We start from the raw sequence: 17,757 nt of genomic DNA on the forward strand, positions 1-17,757 counted from the left end.
TCTGGCGCTCGGTCGGCGTTGCCTCAGTACGTTGCCGTCACGCTGAAATTCAGGCGCGGCTTGTAGCGTTCCGTGCGCGGGCCGTTCGTCAGCGGATAGGCGGCGTCGAAGCGGCCCGTCACGTGCGACGTCAGACGCAGCGACGTGCCGACACCGAGCGACGCGAGCGAGAACGTCGACGTTTGCTCGGGCAACGCATCGCGCAGGCCCAGACGCGCACCGTCGAAGAACGCATACGCGCGCCAGTTCGACACGATCGGCGCGAGCAGCGGAATTGGCGGCGTGCGCCACTCGATCGAGCCGACCACGCCGTAATCGCCCGTGGCTTCCGCCGAGAGATAGCCGCGTACCGAATTCATGCCGCCGCCCGCGATCTGCTCGTTCGAGACGAGCGGCGAGTCGGTCATCTGCGTGGCCACACGGGCGGCCAACTGCCAACCACCGTCAATCGTGTAGGTGCCGTTCGCATCGGCACGCAGCACCGTGAAGCTCGGCGACGCCTTGTAGCGCTTCGCGTCGAACTGCGCGGGGCCGCTGCCGTAACCGAGGAAGCTCGACATACCGGTGGTGATCGACGTGTTCAGACCGGCTTGCAGGGTCTCGTTCTGATAGAAGCCGCTGTAGCCGAGGGTGATCGGCGCGTACTTGAGCGGCACCACGTCGCCGGCGGTGCCGAATCGCGTGGTCTCGGTGTTGTCCTTGAAGTCCACCCCGAGGCTGAAGGCGTGATACCAACTGCCCGTGTCGGGGACGGTGAACGTTGTCTTGAGGCCAATGGCATGGCCCTTGCCGAGCACCGTCGTGCCACCAGTCGTGGCAACGTTGCTGTCCGACTGATAGCCATTGAGTTCGAGCGACCACGGCGAGGTGCCGATGGGCGCGACATACGACCCCGACCAGACCTTGCTCTGCTTGAAGTCCTGCGGCGCGCCAAAGAAGCTCATCGACACGCGATGGCCGAGTTGCCAAAGGTTGTCGTAACCGAGCGACGCGAGCATGCGCAGCGGCTTCGTGTCGGCGCTGCGATCGTTGTTCAGGCTGAAGCTGGCGCGCCAGGGGTTGGTGTCTTCGACCTTGAGATCGACATCCATCGTGCCGGGGACTGCGCCCTGCTTGACGAGCGGCACGACCTGCTGGTCGCCGGTGCGGTTCAGGGCCGTGAGTTCGGCCTGCGCCGCGTTGAAGTCCGGCACCTTGCCTTCGGCGAGCGACGGCACACGTTCGCGCACTTCGCGCGGCGAGTGGTACTCCGAGCCGACCACGCGCAGACGTCCGAGCTTGGTCTCGCTGACCTTCAGATAGACGATGCCGCCGGTGACCTGCTGTTCGGGCAAATCGACGTAGACCGACTGGTAACCCTTGGCCTGATAGGCGGCGAGCAGTGCATCGCGTGCGGCTTCGATGTCGGCCAGCGTGCGGTTCGGCCCCAGATACGGCGTGACGGCCTTCTCGATGGTGCGGACATCGAGCACGGTGTTGCCGCGCACGATGTACTCGTTGATATTGACTTGCTTCTGCGCCTCGGCAGACGTTTCTTTCCCGGCAGCGGCCGCCTTCGGATCGGCCTTCACATCGGCCTGCGGCTTCACGTCGGCCGCATTGTCGTGCGCCGGCTCCGACGGATTCGCTTCGGTTTGCTGAGCAATCGCAACGCCATGAACAGTTCCCCCCAACGTGAGCGCGCACACCGCCGCCCAGCGCCGCCACGGCCGGTTCGTTTTCATCAAACGCATATAGAAGACTCTGACTTGTTAGGTCGACGCGGCCCTGCCCGATGCAGTGCCCCCGGTGGCCTGGCTTACCGACGACTAGCGCGCTCGCAGCGACCGCGCTGCGCGTCTGGTATCGCCCGGCCGCACGCAATCCGTGTCGACATTTCTCTCGAATACGGATACCTAGACGTTCGGGATCGCGAGCGACTGACGTTTGTCACGAGAAATTCATCTTTCTCGAGAAACGCGCGGACTGACGTATGCTTGGCCGGCGCCCGACGGTCGTCTTGACGGCTTTTTTGGTCGGAGTCCTGATGGATAACTATTGTTTTTGACGGGGAGACGTGCGATGACGAAGCACCGTATCGGGGAACTGCCGGGGAATGAGATGCGGCGCCAGACGCTCGCGACGACGGTCGCCGCTGCGCTGCTGGCGATGGCGTCCTCGCTCGCCATGGCAGCCGACAATGCGCCTCGCGTGGACAGTGCGACGTCGGCGTCGTCGCGTGCGGGCTGCGTGGATGTCGAGGTGAACGGCCAGCGCTCGCCGTCCTACGACTGTCTGACGAACCAGTTGCAGCCAGCCTCGGCGCCGGGCGCGGGCCGCAAACCGGGCCTCGAATCGGAGGACATCGCAAACAAGCCGGGCAATCAGATCGGCGGTCAGTTCAACTGGAGCGGGACGTCTCAGCGAATGGGAAACACCTTCGGCAATTCGGCGACGCCTCAGCGTCCCGACGCAGCGCCGCCCGCAGCGCCGGTCGTTCGCCCGGGACGTTGAATGAAAAACGCCATCGAAAGATCGATGGCGTTTTGATCGAGGTATCGACGAAGGGCTACAGGCTGTCGCGCCGATGCCGGCCGATTGCGCCGTGATAGAGCGCCGGCGAGGTCATGCCGAGTTTGTGGGCCATGATGACGAGGTCCGCGAACGATCGCGCTTCCATCTTGCGCATCGCGTTGCCGCGATGGATCTTCACGGTGACTTCGCTGATGCCGAGCTCGTCGGCGATGTGCTTGTTCATGCGCCCCGCCGCGACCAGCGCCATGACTTCCCGCTCGCGCTGGGACAGCCGCTGCGCCCGTTCGATCATGTCGGTGCTGGCGCGCTCGCGCCCCAGCCGCTGACGGTCTTTCGCAAGCGCCGTACCGACGGCGTCGAGCAACACAACGTTGGGGAATGGCTTGGTGAGGAAATCGATAGCGCCCGCCTTCATCCCCCGCACACCGGCGCTCACGTCGGCGCGATCGGTAATGAGCACAACGGGAATCGGGTCGCGCACGGCCGCGAGCGTGTCTTGCAGCGCCAGACCGCCGCCGGGCGTGTCGATGTCGGCGTCCACCACGAGGCAACCCGGCCCCGCGCTGCGCTCGCCCGCAAGGAACGACGCCGCACATGGGAAGCCTCGGGCGCGCAATCCGGCGTCGATCAGCGACGTGCAGAGCGTTTGGTTCTCTGTCGGGTCGTGGTCGACGACGTAGACGGTAGCAATGTCGCTGTCCGCAAGCGCGTTCATGCCTGTGCGATATAGGGAGTCGGTGAGCCAGAGTATACGTCAGTCATGTGACGTTCAATCCCCGAAAAAGCACGACCGTGCCTGCAAATTCAGCACAGGACCCGGGTCATGCGTCGCGCGAGCCATGCCCGGCAAGGGTTTCCGCCGCTAATACGAAAAGACGATAGTGAGCGTGCGTCGAACGACATACGCTCTTCGTTTGTCGTCGGCCATGCCGAAACCGCCTCATCGAGGCCCCCGAAGCGACCAAAGCGACCGCTGTGCCCACCATGCCTACCGTGCCCGCCACCCTCCGGAGCCACCCATGACACATCCCGACCTGATTCTGATCAACGGCAAGTTCACCACACTCGACCGCGCCAACCCGCAGGCCGACGCCGTCGCGCTCACTGGCGGCTCGTTCACCGCCGTCGGCACCCGCGAGGACGTGATGCGTCTGGCCGGCAAGGACACGCAGGTCATCGACCTGAAAGGTCGTCGCGCCATTCCGGGGCTGATCGACAGCCACATGCATATCATTCGCGGCGGCCTGAACTACAACATGGAGCTGCGCTGGGACGGCGTACGCTCACTGGCGGACGCGATGCGCATGCTTAAGGCACAGGTCGACCGCACACCGGCCCCGCAGTGGGTCCGCGTCGTCGGGGGCTTCACCGAGCATCAGTTCGCCGAGAAGCGTCTGCCGACCATCGACGAGCTGAACGCCATCGCCCCCGATACGCCGGTGTTCATCCTGCACCTCTACGACCGCGCGATCCTCAACGGCGCCGCGTTGCGCACCGTCGGCTACACCAAGGACACGCCGAACCCGCCGGGCGGCGAGATCGTGCGCGATGCCGCCGGCAATCCGACCGGCCTGCTGCTCGCCAAGCCGAACGCGACCATTCTCTATGCCACGCTTGCCAAGGGGCCGAAGCTGCCGCCGGAATACCAGAAGAACTCGACGCGTCATTTCATGCGCGAAGTGAACCGGCTCGGCGTGACCGGGGTCATCGACGCGGGCGGCGGCTTCCAGAACTACCCCGAGGACTACAGCATCATCGAGGAATTGCATCGCGAGGGGCAACTGACGGTGCGTCTCGCCTACAACCTCTTCACGCAAAAGCCGAAAGCCGAACTCGCGGATTTCAGCCAGTGGGTCGGGCAAGTCAGCCCCGGTCAGGGCGACGATCTCTATCGTCATAACGGCGCAGGCGAAATGCTCGTCTACTCGGCGGCGGACTTCGAAGATTTCCGCGTCGAGCGGCCCGAAATGCCGCCGTCGATGGAAAACGATCTGGAACCGGTCGTGCGACTGCTGGCGGAGAATCGCTGGCCGTGGCGTCTGCACGCGACTTACGACGAAACCATTTCCCGCGCGCTCGACGTCTACGAAAAGGTCGCGAAGGACGTGCCGTTCGACGGCCTGCACTGGTTCTTCGATCACGCGGAAACGATCAGCGACCGCAACATCGACCGTATCGCAGCGCTGGGCGGCGGCATTGCCGTGCAGCATCGTATGGCGTATCAGGGCGAGTATTTCGTGGAGCGCTATGGCGCGAAGGCGGCCGAGGCCACGCCGCCGGTGCGACGTATGCTGGAGCGCGGCGTGAAGGTCGGCGCAGGCACGGACGCCACGCGCGTCGCCTCGTACAACCCGTGGGTCTCGCTGTACTGGCTGGTCACGGGCAAGACGGTCGGCGGACTGCGCATGGCGGCGCCGGGCAGCCTGCTTGATCGTGACGAAGCGCTGCGTCTGTGGACGGAAGCGAATACGTGGTTCTCGTCCGAAGTCGGCAAGAAGGGACAGATCAAGGTCGGCCAGCTCGCGGATCTGGCGGTCCTCTCGGCGGATTACTTCAGCGTGCCGGAAGACGAGATTCAGGACATCACGTCGGTGCTCACCCTGCTTGGCGGCAAAGTCGTGTACGGCGACGGCGATTTCGGCAGTCATGCGCCGGCGTTGCCGCCGGCGATGCCCGACTGGTCGCCCGCACGTCACAGCGTGGGATACCACCCGCGCGGCGCGCAGGTGCTCAACGTCAGCGTGAATTGCGCCTGCGCGACGGCGTGCGGCGTTCATGGCCATGGACATGCGAAAGCCTGGGCATCGAACGTGCCCGCCGCCGACGAGAGCGGCTTCTGGGGCGCACTCGGCTGCTCGTGCTGGGCGTTCTGATTACGCTTGAGATCCGGAGACTTGCGATGAAACTCTATCTCGTATCGCTGGCCGTCGGCGTGCTCGTCGGCATCATTTACGGCGGTCTCGGCGTGCGCTCGCCCGCCCCCCCGGCCGTCGCCCTGATCGGTCTGCTCGGCATGCTGATCGGCGAGCAGGTCGTGCCGCCAGTGAAGCGTCTGCTGGCGGGCGAGCCGGTCAATCTCGTGTGGTTCCATCGCGAGTGCATACCCAAGATCACCGGCCTGCCGGGGCCGGTGGCGAAGGCGGAGACGGACGATCCGTTGAAGCGGTCGGATACGCCGCAAGGCTGACGGCCAGGACGCTAAAAAACGAGCGGGGCTCGCATCACGTCTGCAAGCCCCGCCACGCGCCCTAGCGAAGCTGAATAATGCCGTGTTTGTAGTAAAGATCCAGAGCTGCCGCGCGATCCGCGACCGCAAAGACTTCGACCGTGTCCAGTCCCCTATCGCTCACGACCGACTTGATTGCTGCCACTCCCAACCCGCTTTTGTCTTCGAGAATGTACTTCATCCCCGTAAGGCGCTGATCTTCAGGCAAGCGGTGAATATTTTTAGCGAGAGTCGCCAGCAGCGTCTGAAGATCTTCACCGCCGAAGAATACGGCGCCCCCCTCCGTCAGGAACCTGCCCCACCCATCCGGTTCCCCTTGCGAATCGATGGCCTCACCCCATGCCTTGACGAACGTCTCCACAAGGTCGCCGTCGGTAAGCACTGGTGTCACGGACAGACTGCGCGCTCCCGGCATCCCCTGGCTCGCAATCGTTGCCACACTGGCCCCGGCCGAATGCGCGATATCGTGCTCGCGCAACAAAGCCGTTACGCTGTCCCTGTCCGTCTCGGGAAACTGTGAAATACCGATCTTGGTCCAGGCTTTTCGCATCACACCGACGCCACCGTCCTGCATCAGAATCGACCAGAAAGCGGCCAGTTTGTCGTGGTCGGGGAGATCAACGATTCTTTGCGCGAATTGGTCCAGCACCACATCTCTGATCTGTGGCCGAATCGGTATCATCCGCGCGTCAATGAAGGTTTCGTAGAACAGCCGGCCTGATTCGGCACCGTCGGCAATCGCACTCTGCCATTGCGGCACGGCTTTGTCGAAAACGTTGGCAGGCTTGACTTGCGAATACGGTTGCGACGTCGTCTGAGCGGAGAAACCCGTGGCTATTCCGGCCTCCGGCGCCCCGAGCATCTGCGCAGCACTATGGAGATCCTGCGCCATCTCCGGTGTCGGTCGATCGTCGGATCGATCGTCGGCTGGCGACGGCATTGGCGCTATCCGTGCGGTCGATGCATTGGCATTCGTGGAAATCATGAGCGTTCTCCATCAGTAGGGGAGAACTCACTTTGGCACCGATGAGGCACATCACTTTGCGATACCGTCGCTCTCCTTCAGTTCTTGTGATGTGCGTAAACGAAAGCGAGCGTTCGCCCACCGGAATACGTGTGCAAACGCTCGCTTAGACATGCACTGTGAGATGACGGACGGCTCACGCCGCCGCCATCGCTAGGTGTACTGCGCTCAGGGCTGCGCGTCGAACACCTCTCTCGCCCCCCGGAAGCTGTCGATCGCCGCAGGCACCCCGGCATAGATCGCCGCTTGCAGGAACACCTCGGCGATCTCCTCCTTCGTCACGCCGTTGGTCAGCGCGCCCCGCACGTGCAGCTTCAACTCGTGGGGGCGATTCATCACGGTGAGCATGCCCAGATTGAGCAGGCTTCGCGTGCGACGGTCCAGCCCCGGCCGATTCCAGATCTCGCCCCAGCAATACTCGGTCACAAGCTCCTGCATCGGCCGGTTGAACGCATCGGCCGACGCAATCGACTTGTCCACGTATTCGCTGCCCAATACCTCACGGCGTGTCTTCAGCCCTTTCTCGAACAATTCCGGATTCATTGCGCGCTCTCCGTCAGTCACTTCGCCTTGGCCGCCGTCGCCACCCATTGATCCATCTGCGCCTTGTTGGCGGCGATCCATTCGTCCGACAGCTTCGTGATCAGCGCGGGCGAGCCGCCTTCCTTGCTGATGGTCGCTTCCCACTGCGACCACGTCTTGCCGGGGAAGCGGATCTGTTCGATCAACGCCTTGATCGCCGGATTTGCCGCAATGAACTGCTTGTTCGCCACCGAACCCCAGTTCCACGACGCCATCGCCATACGGCAAGGATTGGCGCCGCCCGCACACCCCTCGACGTTGTTCACGAGCGCCGAGCCCTTGTTCGGGACGTTCGGCGGCAGCGCATCGGCGGGCGTCGGCAGCCACACCACGTCCACACCGGGCACCAGCGCGTTGGTCACCCACGACGGGCTCCACGCGTAGAAGAACGCCGGCTTGCCCTGCTTGACCTTCGTCACCGCTTCGACCATGAGCGCTTCATACTTGCCGCGCACCGCCTTGACCGTCTGCTTCAGACCGAACTTGTCGATCTGATAGTCCACCACGTCGCCGCAGCTCCAGCCCGGATCACAGCTGATTAGTTCGGCCTTGCCGTCCTTGCCGAAGAGACCCGCGATCTTCGGGTCCTTCATCTGTTCGAGGCTGGTGATGTGATACTGCTGCGCCGTTTTTTTGTCGATCAGATAGCCGTTGATGCCATCGCCCGAGATCAGCCCCGAGCCGACGATCATCGCCTGCGACGCGACGGCGCGAAAACCCGGTTCGCGCTGCGGGAAGTTCACATCGGTGGCGATGTCGATATCGCCTTGCGCTACGGCCTGGAAGAACAGCGTGGTGTTCATCGTGCTGAGCTTGACGTCGTAGCCCAGCCCCTTGAATGCCTTCGACACGATCTGGGCGACGACGTAGTTACCGCCGAAGCTGTCGCTCTGCGCATAGTGAATCGTCTTTCCCGTGCCCGGAAGCGTCTGCGCATGCAACGCGCCTGCCGCCACCAGCGAAAGCGTGAACGAGGCAACCGCCTTTGCCAATCCTTTCATTGCTGCTCTCCAAGACTTGTTCGATCTTTCCGATCGTCGAGTTATCGGCCCGCCGGGGATACCTGAGTTTGGCCTGCGGGCACGGGTGCCGGTCTGCGACGTCGCCGTCGTGACCGGTGCTGCGGTGTTACGAAACGCGGTACTGCGAAAATCTGCGGCACATCGATATCAGGCGGCGACGGTGCCCCATCGCCGCATCGACATCAGGGCGCATCCGCCGCACGTGCCGTCGGCGGCACATTGCTGCCGACGTCGCCCCCTACCTGACGCTCCCCACGAAACAACCGGGAAATGACGGCACGGAACGTCTGCTGATCGCGCGGCTTGGTGCGGGCGAGCTTCTGCGTGAACCGGTCGAGCATCATCGCGAGCAACACGATGGCGATGCCGCCGACGGCCGCGCGTCCCACATCGAGACGACCCAGCCCCTGCAACACCACGAGCCCGAGACCTTCGGCGCCGATCATCGCCACCACGACCGACATCACCATCGCCGTGAGCACCGTCTGATTCAGGCCACCGAGGATGGTCGGCACGGCCAGCGGCAATTGCACTTCCCACAGCAACTGACGACGGTCCGCACCGAACGCGAGACCGGCTTCGACAATCTCGTGCTCGACCATGCGAATGCCCAGATGCGTGAAGCGGATGAGCGGCGGCATCGCGGCCGTCACCACCGCCACTTCGCCCGGCACGTTGCCCACGCCGAAGAGCATGACCACCGGCACCAGATACACGAACGTCGGCGTCGTCTGCATGATGTCGAGCACCGGACGCACCACGAGCCACACCCGCTCGCTACGCGCACTCCAGATGCCGATCGGTATGCCGATGAGCGCACAGAAGAGAATGGCGGTCATGATCAGCGAGAGCGTCGTCATCGCTTCGCTCCACACCCCGAGCATCGCAATCGCCACGAACACCACGGCGCTGAAGACCGCTACGCTCAGACTCGCCAGACGCCAGCACAACAGAAACGCGATCACGACCATCACCGGGAACGGCGCGGCGTGAAAAACGCTGTCGTTAAACGTCAGCAAACGCTCGACCGGCCATTTGATGACGAGGAACAGCGGACGCATATGCAGCGCCATCCACTGCACGCCCTCCTGAATCCACTGATCGAAGGGGAATACTGCAAGTTGGTCTGCATTAAGCATGATGTTCTCCTACGCCGGCCATAGCACCCGCCGTGCCGGTAGTTCCGATACGCGCCAGCAACTGCCCCACGTCCAGCACGCCGATCAGCTTGCCGTCGTCGTCCGTCACGCCCATGGTTTCCTCCGCGGTGAAGCGCGCCGCCACGTCCACCAGTCGCATGTTCGCGGGCACGCACGGCAGACGGTGATCACATTGCGCAAGCACTGCGGGCACCGGCGCCATCACCGAGCGGGCGTCGAACAGACGGGCACGGTCGACGTCGCGGGTGAACGCCGCCACGTAGTCGCTGCCGGGTTCGAGCACGATCTGCTGCGGCGTGCCTTCGCGCACGAGGCGCCCATCCGCCATGATCGCGATACGCGTGCCGAGCTTCAGCGCTTCCTGGAAGTCGTGCGTGATGAACAGAATGGTCTTGTTGAGCGTGTGTTGCAGACGCAGCAGCTCGTCCTGCATTTCCGTGCGGATCAGCGGATCGAGTGCGCTGAAGGCTTCGTCCATGATGAGAACGTCGGCCTCCGTGGCCAGCGCGCGCGCCAGTCCCACGCGCTGACGCATGCCGCCGCTCAGTTCGTGGGGCATGTGATACGCCCAGCGCGCGAGCCCGACCACGCTCAGCACCTCTTCGGCACGCCGCCGACGCTCCGCCGCCGGCATGCCGCGCAGCTTCAGCCCAAACTCCACGTTTTCGATCACGCGGCGGTTCGGCAGCAACGCGAAGTGCTGGAACACCATCGAGATGCGGTTGCGGCGCACGTCGCGAAGACGCCGCTCGTCGAGCGCGCAGATGTCGTCGCCGTCGAGCAGAATGCGGCCGTCCGACGGTTCGTTCAGCCGGTTGATGCAACGCGCGAGCGTCGATTTCCCGGAGCCGGAGAGCCCCATGATCATGTAGATGGCGCCCGACGGCACCGTCAGGGAGACGTCGTCGAGGCCCACCACCTGGCCCAGCGTCTCAAGCACGTCGGACTTGCGCTTGCCGTCGCGCAACATGGCCAGCGCTCGCGCCGGCTTGTCCGCGAACACCTTGTACAGGTTTTCGATTCTCAGTCGGTCAGTCACGGCGAATCTCCTTGAAATCGCGGGAATCCAGTGAAGCCTTCCCCTGCGTCGCCGGTGCGGTGAACGCCGCGAGCGGGGAAAAATCGGTCGGAACCAGAATGCGGTTCTCGGCCGTTTCGATCAATTCGGACAGACGCGGAATAAACGCCTGCCAACGCTTGTCCTGCGCGAGTTGCGCACGACGACGGGTGCGCTCGTCCAGACTCGGATACGCCCACAGGTGCGTCACCTGACTGAGCACGCCGATCTCCGTCGTGAAATACCCCACGAGATGCCCGAGAATCGGCTGCTGGATCGCGAGTCCCTCGGTCCGCACGAGATTCAGATACTGGCTCATGCAACCGTTGCGAATGCGGTAGATGCGCTCCTCGACGATCATGCTGCGCCCCCTTTGCCGCCCTGCTCGCGGGGTGATTCGCCAGGCTCCCCGGCCATGAACTCGCGCAGCAGTCCAGCGACCTGCGTCGCCGCTTCGACCAGAATCGAATGCCGCATGCCCGGCAGGATCTCCAGCCGCGAGCCAACGATGCACTCATGCATAAAGCGCGCCATGCGCGGGTTCGACCCCTGATCGTCTTCGCCGGTGACAATCAGCGTCGGCATGCGAATCTGATCGATGAAGCCGCCGAAGTCGGTCTCCGCCAGCACGCGGTAGGCCGACGCATAACAATCCGGGTCGTTCTGGGCGTTGCGCTCGCGCAGGTAGGTGATGCGCTCCGGATGCTTCGCCTGAAAGTCCTCCGTCAGCCAACGTGAGAGCGAGGCGTCGTAATGCGCTCCACGCTCGCCGCCCTGCAACGCGGCCAGCCGCGCCAGCACGCGCTCGCGCTCCTCTTTGGTGCGCCCCGACACCGTCGCGAGCAACGCGAGGCGCCGCAGCCGTGCCGGATGCGACAGCGCGAGGCGCTGCGCAATCAGCCCGCCCAGCGAAAATCCCGCCAGATCGAACGTGGTGAAGCCCACGTGATCCGCGAGCGCCAGGGCGTCGGCGACGAAGTCGTCGATCTCGTAGCGCCCCTTGACCCGCGACGAGCGGCCATGACCGCGCAAATCGAAGGTGAGGATGCGAAAGTCGTCGGCCAGCAAGGCGGCCACGTCATCCCATGCCTCCTGATACGACCCCACGCCGTGAATGCAGACGAGCGGCCGGGTGCCGTGCCCGAGCAGGCGATAGGCCAGCGTGACATCGCCCACTTGCAGCGTCTGCTCGCGCGGGGCGTCGGGCGGTTCGGTCATAGCGTGCGCGCCCATGTGTCAGCGGCCCGCCGAGGCCAGCGCCGCCGGGCGCTCTGCCGTCTGCGCCACGGCAGCCGACTGGGCTTCGCGAGCCCGGCGCGCCTCACGCGCGGCGAAATGCGGCATCACTTCGTCGATGAACAGACGCAACGTCTTCACTTGCAGCTCGAACGGCAGGTTGAACGACAGGCCGAGACAGAACTGGTCGACGCCCTGCGCTTCGTACACTTCCAGCTTACGCACGATCTCGTCGGGCGTGCCGAACATCAGATTCTCGCGAATCGCGGCCGGATCGTAGTTGGCGCGTCCGACGACCGCCTCGTAGGGCACCGCTTCCGGGAAACCGTTGGTCACGGTGCCGATGTTCTGCATCAGGTTCTCGAACGTACGGCCGAAGTCCACGCTATGACGCACGGCGACTTCCCAATCCTGCGGGCGGTCGTACACGCACGTGCGGCGCAGCATCATGAAACGCGGGCGCGGACGCTCCGGATGGTCCGCCACGGCCTTGCGGAACTTCTCGCCCAGCACTGCCACTTCGGACACAGGGGCCGCGAGCGGCGTCGACAGAATGTTCGCGCCCACACCGACAGCCCAGTCGAAGCTGCCCGGGTCGCGCGTTGCCACCCAGATCGGCGGATGCGGCTGTTGCAGCGGCTTGGGCACCGATGTGGCGAGCGGGAATTTCCAGTAATGCCCGTCATGGGCATAGTCGCCCTCCCACAGCTTCTTCACTGCGGGCACCAGTTCCTTCATGTACGCCACGCCTTCCTGCTGGGGAATGCCGCCGGCCATGCGGTCGAACTCGTACTGGTATGCACCGCGTGCGATGCCGAATTCGAGACGTCCGCCCGTGAGGTGGTCGCACATCGCGGCTTCCCCCGCGAGACGGATCGGCGACCAGTACGGCGCGACGATGGTCGCGGTGCCCAGACGGATCTGCTCGGTGTGCTGCGACAGCCACGTGAGCGTGATGAACGGGTTGGGCGAGATGGTGCATTCGATGGTGTGGTGCTCGGCGGTCCACAGCGTCTCGAAGCCGCCTTCGTCGGCGATGCGCGCGAGGTGCAGCATGTTGCGCACGGCGTCGGTCATCGTGTCCTGCGGCGAGAAGCGCTCCATGCTGAGCGATACGGAGAATTTCATGGGTAGATCTCCAGTGATTTATTCGTGTGAGTTGGGGGTAGCGGTTGACGTCGAATCGATCAGCACCGATCAGCGCAGGCGAATCACGAACGGGTCCTGCATCGCCCCCGAGTAATCGATCACGACGTTCTTCAGACGCGAGAACTCCCGCATCACTTCGAAGCCGCCCCGTCGGCCGTAGCCGCTGTGTTTGGTGCCGCCGTTGGCCGACATGTACGCCGCCGAGCGGTAGGTGTTGATCCAGACCGTGCCGGCTTCCACGTCGCGGGCGAAGCGCATGGCGCGGTCGATGTCCCGCGTCCAGATACCGGCGGCCAGACCGTACTCGGTCGCGTTCGCCAACTGGATCAGTTCGGCTTCGTCGGAGAACGGCATCACGCCGACCACCGGCCCGAAAATCTCCTCCTGCATGAAGCGCATTTCGTTGCGCGCCTGCGTCATCACGGTCGGCTCGTAATACCAGCCGCCCGCCAGATCGTCGCGCGCCGGGCGCTGCCCGCCAGCAGCCACGCGCGCCCCTTCCTGAAGGCCCGACGCCACATAGCCCTCGACCTTGTCCAGTTGTGAGGCCAGCGCCAGCGGACCGATGTCGGTGTCTTCATGCGTGGGATGCCCGACGCGCACACGGCGCGTACGCTCGACCAGCGCCTCGACGAAGCGGTCGTACACCGACGCCTCCACGAAGCAGCGCGAACCTGCCACGCACGTCTGTCCTGCGGCGGCGAACACACCGGAGACCACGCCGTTCACGGCGCGCTCGATATCCACGTCGCCGAACACCACGTGCGGCGACTTGCCGCCCAGTTCCATCTGACACGGCACGAGGTTCTGCGCGGCGTTACCTGCGATCTTGCGACCCGTGACGGTGCTGCCCGTGAATACGTATTTGGCGATGCCGGGGTGGCGCGTCAACGCGTCGCCGGTCGTGATGCCGTCGCCCGTCACCACGTTGACGACCCCCGGCGGAATTCCGGCTTCGATCACCAGTTCTGCGAGCGCGAGCGTGGAGGCCGTGGCGTGCTCCGACGGCTTCACCACGATGGTGTTGCCGATCGCCAGGCAAGGCGCGAGCGTGCCGGTGAGCATCATCAGCGGCGAATTCCACGGGATGATCATGCCGACCACGCCGATGGGCTCGCGAGTGTTGAAGTTCAGCGTATCGAGCTTGTTGACGGGGATGGTGTCGCCTTGCAGCTTGTCGGCCATGCCGGCGAAATACGCATACGAGTCGGGAATCGCGCGCATCTGTGCCCGCATTTCCTTGAGCAGCTTGCCGTTGTCGCGGCACTCGATCGCGGCGAGCGCGTCGGCGTTGGCGAGCACGAGTTCGCCGAGCTTGCGCACGAGCTTGCCGCGCTCGGTCTGCGTCATGCGTCGCCATGCGGGGTTGACCAGCGCTGCCTGCGCCGAGCGCACGGCTCGGTCGACATCGGTCGCGTCGGCCTGCGCGAATTCGTACCATGCACGGCCAGTCGTCGGGTCGTAGCTCGGCACGTACTCGTTGCTGTGCGGCGCGGTGAACTGCCCGTCAATAAACAACTGCTGGCGAGATCCCTCCAGCGTTTGCATCGTCGTTTGCATCGATTGACTCCAGAATCAGACTTGCGAGAGTTGTGTCCACGGCTGCGCGTCGCTCACCATCGCGATACGGCCGCCGTCGTGGGAATCCATGTAGATGCCGAAGTGGCCGCCTGCGGTTTCGCGCACGTAGCGGCGCACCATCGAACGAATCTCGCGCGAGGCGATGTCGTCGAAGGGCAACTGGTCGAACGGGAAGAAGCGGAAGTTCGGCGGCAGATCGTCCGGCGACAGCGGCTCGGCCAGACGTGCGCGATACATCAGATAGCCGGGATCGCTCTCCGCCGTGTCGAACACCGAGTAAAGGAACGTGTCGTGCGGCACCAGGGCCAGCTCACCGCCACCGGCGAGCGGCAGACGCCCCGTCGCCAGACGACGCGGCGCGCTGGGCAGCACCCAACCGCCCTTGCCGTCCTGTGCGAGCAGCAGGCTGCCGTTCGCATCGATCAGATAGCCGACGATCATGTCGTGCGACGACAGCCAGCCCGGCGGCAGCGGGTCTTTCACATGGGCGTAGCGGCCCCGGCAGAAGCCCAGCGGCGCGGCCGGACTCGTGCCGAACGCCTGAATCTGACCGATCAGCACGACGTGATCGCCCGCGTCGACGCGGTTGTGCACGGTGCAGTCGAACCACGTCAGGCAGTCGGTCAGGACCGGCGCGCCGGTGTGAACGACGTCGTGCCCTACGGTCGTGAATTTGTCCGCCGACTTCGACGCGAACAGATTCGACACGTCGGTCTGTCCGTCATGCAGCAAATTGACGGCGAAGTGCTCCGTGCTCTGGAACGCCGGATAGCTCGCGGCGCTCTTGCCGATGCACACGAGCAACAACGGCGGATCGAGCGAGACGGACGTGAAGGAATTGGCGGTCATGCCGCGCGGGCGACCTTCGTCGTCGAGCGTCGTGACGACGGTTACGCCCGTCACGAACGTGCCGAGCGCGCGGCGCAGGGCTACCGGGTCGATGCTCGAGAGCGCAGGAGCGCCGGGATCGGTCGCCGGATGCTGCGAGTGCTTCGGGTCCTGCGGGCTCTGTTGGGCGACAGCTTGCATGTCGTTCACCTCGAAACGTCATTACGTTGAGGTCAACGATATGCGAGGACTTTTTTGTCAGCTTCCGTCGATTCGCAGGAGAAGCGAGATCATTTACTCTCGATTGCGCGGCAGGGTTTTCATGGATGCCCGCCCCGCGCGCCGCCATTCGTCAGCGTATGCAGATGAATGGCAAGCTCCACCGCGAAGCGACGCTCAGGCGTCTCCACGTCGATACCGAACAACTCCTGAATGCGCGCGAGCCGGTAGCGCAGCGTGGTGACGTGCAGCCCCATCGCGTCGGCGCAGGGCTGGCTCCGGCAACCGGAGCGCAGGTATTCCGCCAGCGTCTCGAGATAAGGCGACCCCGACTGACGATCATGCTCGACGAGCTTGCCGATCGTGCCGTCGACGAAGCCGTGAACGTCGGACGAATCGGCCGCGCCCATGAGCATCGGTAACGGCCCGAGGCCCGGCATGTCGAGCGGCCCGCTGCGACCGAACTTGCGCGCCACGCGGATCATGCGCCAGCAGCGCTCCCACTCCCGTGCCAGCGGCTCCAGCCCTTCGCACACGTCGCTCATCACGACGATCGGCTCGCGTCCGAGCGAGCGGGCGAGCGCGTCGCTCATGCGCCGGGCCAGACGGGCAAGGGCTGCGTCGTCGGTCGAGCCGTCCTGCGGCACCAGACACACCAGGCCGCCGCCGACCGTCACGATATGCATCGGCACGTTCAACTGCCGCGCCAGCAACTCGACGGTGCTGTGACTCTCCAGCGAGAGATGACCTGCGGCGCGCCCTGCGTCGGCAGCATCGCCCCTCGCCCGTTGATCGGGATAGTCGACGACCATCATGCGCAGCGGCGCATCGAGCGCGACGCCCAGACGCCGGGCCCGGCCAAGCACGTCGTCCTCGTCGCGCCAGCGGCGCTCGACGATCTCGAAAAACAGTTCGGTCAGCGTGCGCGTCTCGAAGCGGAAACGCACCACGCTGCGCATCAGTTGCACGCTCAACGCAAAGCGGGCGCTCTCCAGCAGCAGTTGCTGAAGGTCGCTCAGCGCGTCTGCGCCGAACGTGAGCAGCGCGCCGACGAGGTCGTCATCGACCGTGAGCGGTTCGATGGCCGCGCTCACCGTGGCTTGTCCAGACTGGCGTCCCGGCGGCAGGAGCGGCACGTCCAGACGTGTCTGGCGGTAGCGTTGCAGCGCGTCGCGCACCGTGCCGCCGAGTTCACGTCCCTGCGCGCCGGACAGCCATCGGGTCCACGCGGCGGCGTCCATCTGCGCAGGCACGGGCGACGACGAGGCGTGCCACTGATTGGCGAGAAAATCGATGACGAGCACCGGGCGGCCGATCAACTCGCCCAGCGACGTCGTCAACTGATCGAGCGAACCGCCGGCGAGCACGTCGGCCAGCAGCGCGCGCTGTGCTTCGAGCGTGCGTTGCAGCCGCTCGTGCGCCATGACCTGCGCACGCTGACGATGCGCGCGCTCGACGGCAATCGCGCCGAGATGCACGACCGTCGACATGAACGTGAGGTCGTCTTCGCCAACGTCACGCACCTTGCGCGACGCGACCGTCAGCACCATCGGCCGGCCTTCCGTATCGCGCGACGCCATCGGCAACACCAGCACCGTGCGATAGCCGCGCTCATGCGCTTCACGGCGATAACCGGGGAATTGCGTGCTCTCGAGGGCGTCGCGGATATAGACGGGTTCGTTGGTCTGCAAGGCAATGAGCGACGGACTGGTGGCAAGTTCCCAGCGGTCTTCGACGTGCTGCGGCAGCATGCTCGTCTCGAAGCGCGTGATCACGAGTCCATAGCCGTGCGCGAGATCGATGCTCATGACCGATCCGAGATCCCAGCCGCCATGCTGCACTGCGCCACGCACAAGGTCGCGGAACAGGGCTTCGATGTCTTCGTCGTTGCTGATCTGACTGGCGACATGGCGCAGGGCCATGAGCCGTTGATGATGTTCCGGCATTGCTTGTCTCCTTGCCTGCCAAAAAATCTACACCAAAGCGTCGGAAGAAAAAAAAGATCTTCCGACGTTCCGGCGGAAGACCTGCCCAATCTGTCGCAATAGCATGGGTCTCATCGGCAAGCCGTCGACGTTTTCCCCGACCGTTGCCACGTTTTCCCTAAGTGCCGCCGCGTGTCGCGGCACCTGTTCTTGACGCCATCAAACCGCCGCGCC

General features: G+C 64.6%; 16 protein-coding genes. 3 read left to right on the plus strand and 13 right to left on the minus strand.

The features are described from left to right. Nucleotides 1-23: 23 nt before the first annotated feature. Nucleotides 24-1,733, minus strand: a complete 1,710-nt coding sequence (locus A9762_RS07215; protein WP_240493471.1) for a ShlB/FhaC/HecB family hemolysin secretion/activation protein — start codon at nucleotides 1,731-1,733, stop codon at nucleotides 24-26. Between the two features lie 328 nt (nucleotides 1,734-2,061). Between A9762_RS07215 and A9762_RS07220 the strand changes: the two genes are divergently transcribed. Continuing rightward, entirely contained in the window at nucleotides 2,062-2,493 is a 432-nt protein-coding gene (locus A9762_RS07220) for a hypothetical protein (RefSeq protein ID WP_083253714.1), read from the plus strand. 55 nt (nucleotides 2,494-2,548) lie between these two features. Here A9762_RS07220 and A9762_RS07225 read toward each other — a convergent pair whose 3' ends face one another. After that, nucleotides 2,549-3,229: a response regulator transcription factor gene (locus A9762_RS07225; protein WP_069341361.1), complete on the minus strand. Its 681-nt coding sequence runs from the start codon at nucleotides 3,227-3,229 to the stop codon at nucleotides 2,549-2,551. A gap of 304 nt (nucleotides 3,230-3,533) precedes the next feature. Between A9762_RS07225 and A9762_RS07230 the strand changes: the two genes are divergently transcribed. Beyond that, nucleotides 3,534-5,387, plus strand: coding sequence for an amidohydrolase (locus A9762_RS07230; protein ID WP_069341362.1), 1,854 nt, complete (start codon nucleotides 3,534-3,536; stop codon nucleotides 5,385-5,387). Between the two features lie 26 nt (nucleotides 5,388-5,413). Then, nucleotides 5,414-5,701 (plus strand): XapX domain-containing protein, encoded by a 288-nt coding sequence (locus A9762_RS07235; protein ID WP_069341363.1) that lies wholly within the window; start codon nucleotides 5,414-5,416, stop codon nucleotides 5,699-5,701. Nucleotides 5,702-5,762: 61 nt separating this feature from the next. Here A9762_RS07235 and A9762_RS07240 read toward each other — a convergent pair whose 3' ends face one another. From A9762_RS07240 to A9762_RS07290, 11 genes are all read right to left on the minus strand, one after another. Further along, nucleotides 5,763-6,725, minus strand: a complete 963-nt coding sequence (locus A9762_RS07240; RefSeq protein WP_139133129.1) for a hypothetical protein — start codon at nucleotides 6,723-6,725, stop codon at nucleotides 5,763-5,765. A 207-nt stretch (nucleotides 6,726-6,932) separates the two neighbouring features. Beyond that, a complete protein-coding gene (locus A9762_RS07245) occupies nucleotides 6,933-7,307 on the minus strand; it encodes a carboxymuconolactone decarboxylase family protein (RefSeq protein ID WP_069341446.1) in 375 nt (124 codons plus the stop codon). 17 nt (nucleotides 7,308-7,324) lie between these two features. After that, nucleotides 7,325-8,347 carry a glycine betaine/L-proline ABC transporter substrate-binding protein ProX gene (proX, locus tag A9762_RS07250; protein WP_069341365.1) on the minus strand — a complete coding sequence of 341 codons (1,023 nt, stop codon included), beginning with the start codon at nucleotides 8,345-8,347 and terminating at the stop codon, nucleotides 7,325-7,327. Nucleotides 8,348-8,550: 203 nt separating this feature from the next. After that, the gene (locus A9762_RS07255; RefSeq protein WP_069341366.1) at nucleotides 8,551-9,507 is read right to left on the minus strand and encodes a proline/glycine betaine ABC transporter permease; all 957 of its coding nucleotides are present in this window, start codon (nucleotides 9,505-9,507) and stop codon (nucleotides 8,551-8,553) included. Then, nucleotides 9,500-10,567: a glycine betaine/L-proline ABC transporter ATP-binding protein gene (locus tag A9762_RS07260; protein WP_069341367.1), complete on the minus strand. Its 1,068-nt coding sequence runs from the start codon at nucleotides 10,565-10,567 to the stop codon at nucleotides 9,500-9,502. Before A9762_RS07260 ends, A9762_RS07255 begins: the two co-directional genes overlap by 8 nt. Next, nucleotides 10,560-10,946, minus strand: a complete 387-nt coding sequence (locus A9762_RS07265) for an NIPSNAP family protein (protein WP_069341368.1) — start codon at nucleotides 10,944-10,946, stop codon at nucleotides 10,560-10,562. Before A9762_RS07265 ends, A9762_RS07260 begins: the two co-directional genes overlap by 8 nt. Beyond that, on the minus strand, nucleotides 10,943-11,803 hold the full coding sequence (locus A9762_RS07270) for an alpha/beta fold hydrolase (RefSeq protein ID WP_083253715.1): 861 nt from the start codon (nucleotides 11,801-11,803) through the stop codon (nucleotides 10,943-10,945). The genes A9762_RS07265 and A9762_RS07270 overlap by 4 nt, the downstream gene beginning before the upstream one ends. Nucleotides 11,804-11,821: 18 nt before the next feature. Next, on the minus strand, nucleotides 11,822-12,949 hold the full coding sequence (locus A9762_RS07275) for an LLM class flavin-dependent oxidoreductase (RefSeq protein ID WP_069341370.1): 1,128 nt from the start codon (nucleotides 12,947-12,949) through the stop codon (nucleotides 11,822-11,824). A gap of 69 nt (nucleotides 12,950-13,018) precedes the next feature. After that, nucleotides 13,019-14,530 carry an aldehyde dehydrogenase gene (locus A9762_RS07280; RefSeq protein ID WP_069341371.1) on the minus strand — a complete coding sequence of 504 codons (1,512 nt, stop codon included), beginning with the start codon at nucleotides 14,528-14,530 and terminating at the stop codon, nucleotides 13,019-13,021. 15 nt (nucleotides 14,531-14,545) lie between these two features. After that, complete coding sequence (locus A9762_RS07285; RefSeq protein WP_083253728.1) at nucleotides 14,546-15,580, minus strand: flavin reductase; 1,035 nt, start codon at nucleotides 15,578-15,580, stop codon at nucleotides 14,546-14,548. Nucleotides 15,581-15,699: 119 nt separating this feature from the next. Continuing rightward, on the minus strand, nucleotides 15,700-17,544 hold the full coding sequence (locus tag A9762_RS07290) for a helix-turn-helix domain-containing protein (protein ID WP_069341372.1): 1,845 nt from the start codon (nucleotides 17,542-17,544) through the stop codon (nucleotides 15,700-15,702). Between the last annotated feature and the right edge of the window lie 213 nt (nucleotides 17,545-17,757).

Origin of the sequence: Pandoraea sp. ISTKB, from assembly GCF_001721285.1 — a bacterium.
Classification (GTDB): domain Bacteria; phylum Pseudomonadota; class Gammaproteobacteria; order Burkholderiales; family Burkholderiaceae; genus Pandoraea; species Pandoraea capi.

Excerpts from the sequence above, each read along its gene's own strand:
- A9762_RS07225 (WP_069341361.1), bottom strand. The coding sequence starts at position 3,229 with ATGAACGCGCTTGCGGACAGCGACATTGCTACCGTCTACGTCGTCGAC.
- proX (WP_069341365.1), bottom strand. The coding sequence starts at position 8,347 with ATGAAAGGATTGGCAAAGGCGGTTGCCTCGTTCACGCTTTCGCTGGTG.
- A9762_RS07220 (WP_083253714.1), top strand. The coding sequence starts at position 2,062 with ATGACGAAGCACCGTATCGGGGAACTGCCGGGGAATGAGATGCGGCGC.
- A9762_RS07290 (WP_069341372.1), bottom strand. The coding sequence starts at position 17,544 with ATGCCGGAACATCATCAACGGCTCATGGCCCTGCGCCATGTCGCCAGT.
- A9762_RS07275 (WP_069341370.1), bottom strand. The coding sequence starts at position 12,949 with ATGAAATTCTCCGTATCGCTCAGCATGGAGCGCTTCTCGCCGCAGGAC.
- A9762_RS07230 (WP_069341362.1), top strand. The coding sequence starts at position 3,534 with ATGACACATCCCGACCTGATTCTGATCAACGGCAAGTTCACCACACTC.
- A9762_RS07280 (WP_069341371.1), bottom strand. The coding sequence starts at position 14,530 with ATGCAAACGACGATGCAAACGCTGGAGGGATCTCGCCAGCAGTTGTTT.
- A9762_RS07235 (WP_069341363.1), top strand. The coding sequence starts at position 5,414 with ATGAAACTCTATCTCGTATCGCTGGCCGTCGGCGTGCTCGTCGGCATC.
- A9762_RS07245 (WP_069341446.1), bottom strand. The coding sequence starts at position 7,307 with ATGAATCCGGAATTGTTCGAGAAAGGGCTGAAGACACGCCGTGAGGTA.
- A9762_RS07285 (WP_083253728.1), bottom strand. The coding sequence starts at position 15,580 with ATGCAAGCTGTCGCCCAACAGAGCCCGCAGGACCCGAAGCACTCGCAG.
- A9762_RS07215 (WP_240493471.1), bottom strand. The coding sequence starts at position 1,733 with ATGCGTTTGATGAAAACGAACCGGCCGTGGCGGCGCTGGGCGGCGGTG.
- A9762_RS07270 (WP_083253715.1), bottom strand. The coding sequence starts at position 11,803 with ATGACCGAACCGCCCGACGCCCCGCGCGAGCAGACGCTGCAAGTGGGC.
- A9762_RS07265 (WP_069341368.1), bottom strand. The coding sequence starts at position 10,946 with ATGATCGTCGAGGAGCGCATCTACCGCATTCGCAACGGTTGCATGAGC.
- A9762_RS07255 (WP_069341366.1), bottom strand. The coding sequence starts at position 9,507 with ATGCTTAATGCAGACCAACTTGCAGTATTCCCCTTCGATCAGTGGATT.
- A9762_RS07240 (WP_139133129.1), bottom strand. The coding sequence starts at position 6,725 with ATGATTTCCACGAATGCCAATGCATCGACCGCACGGATAGCGCCAATG.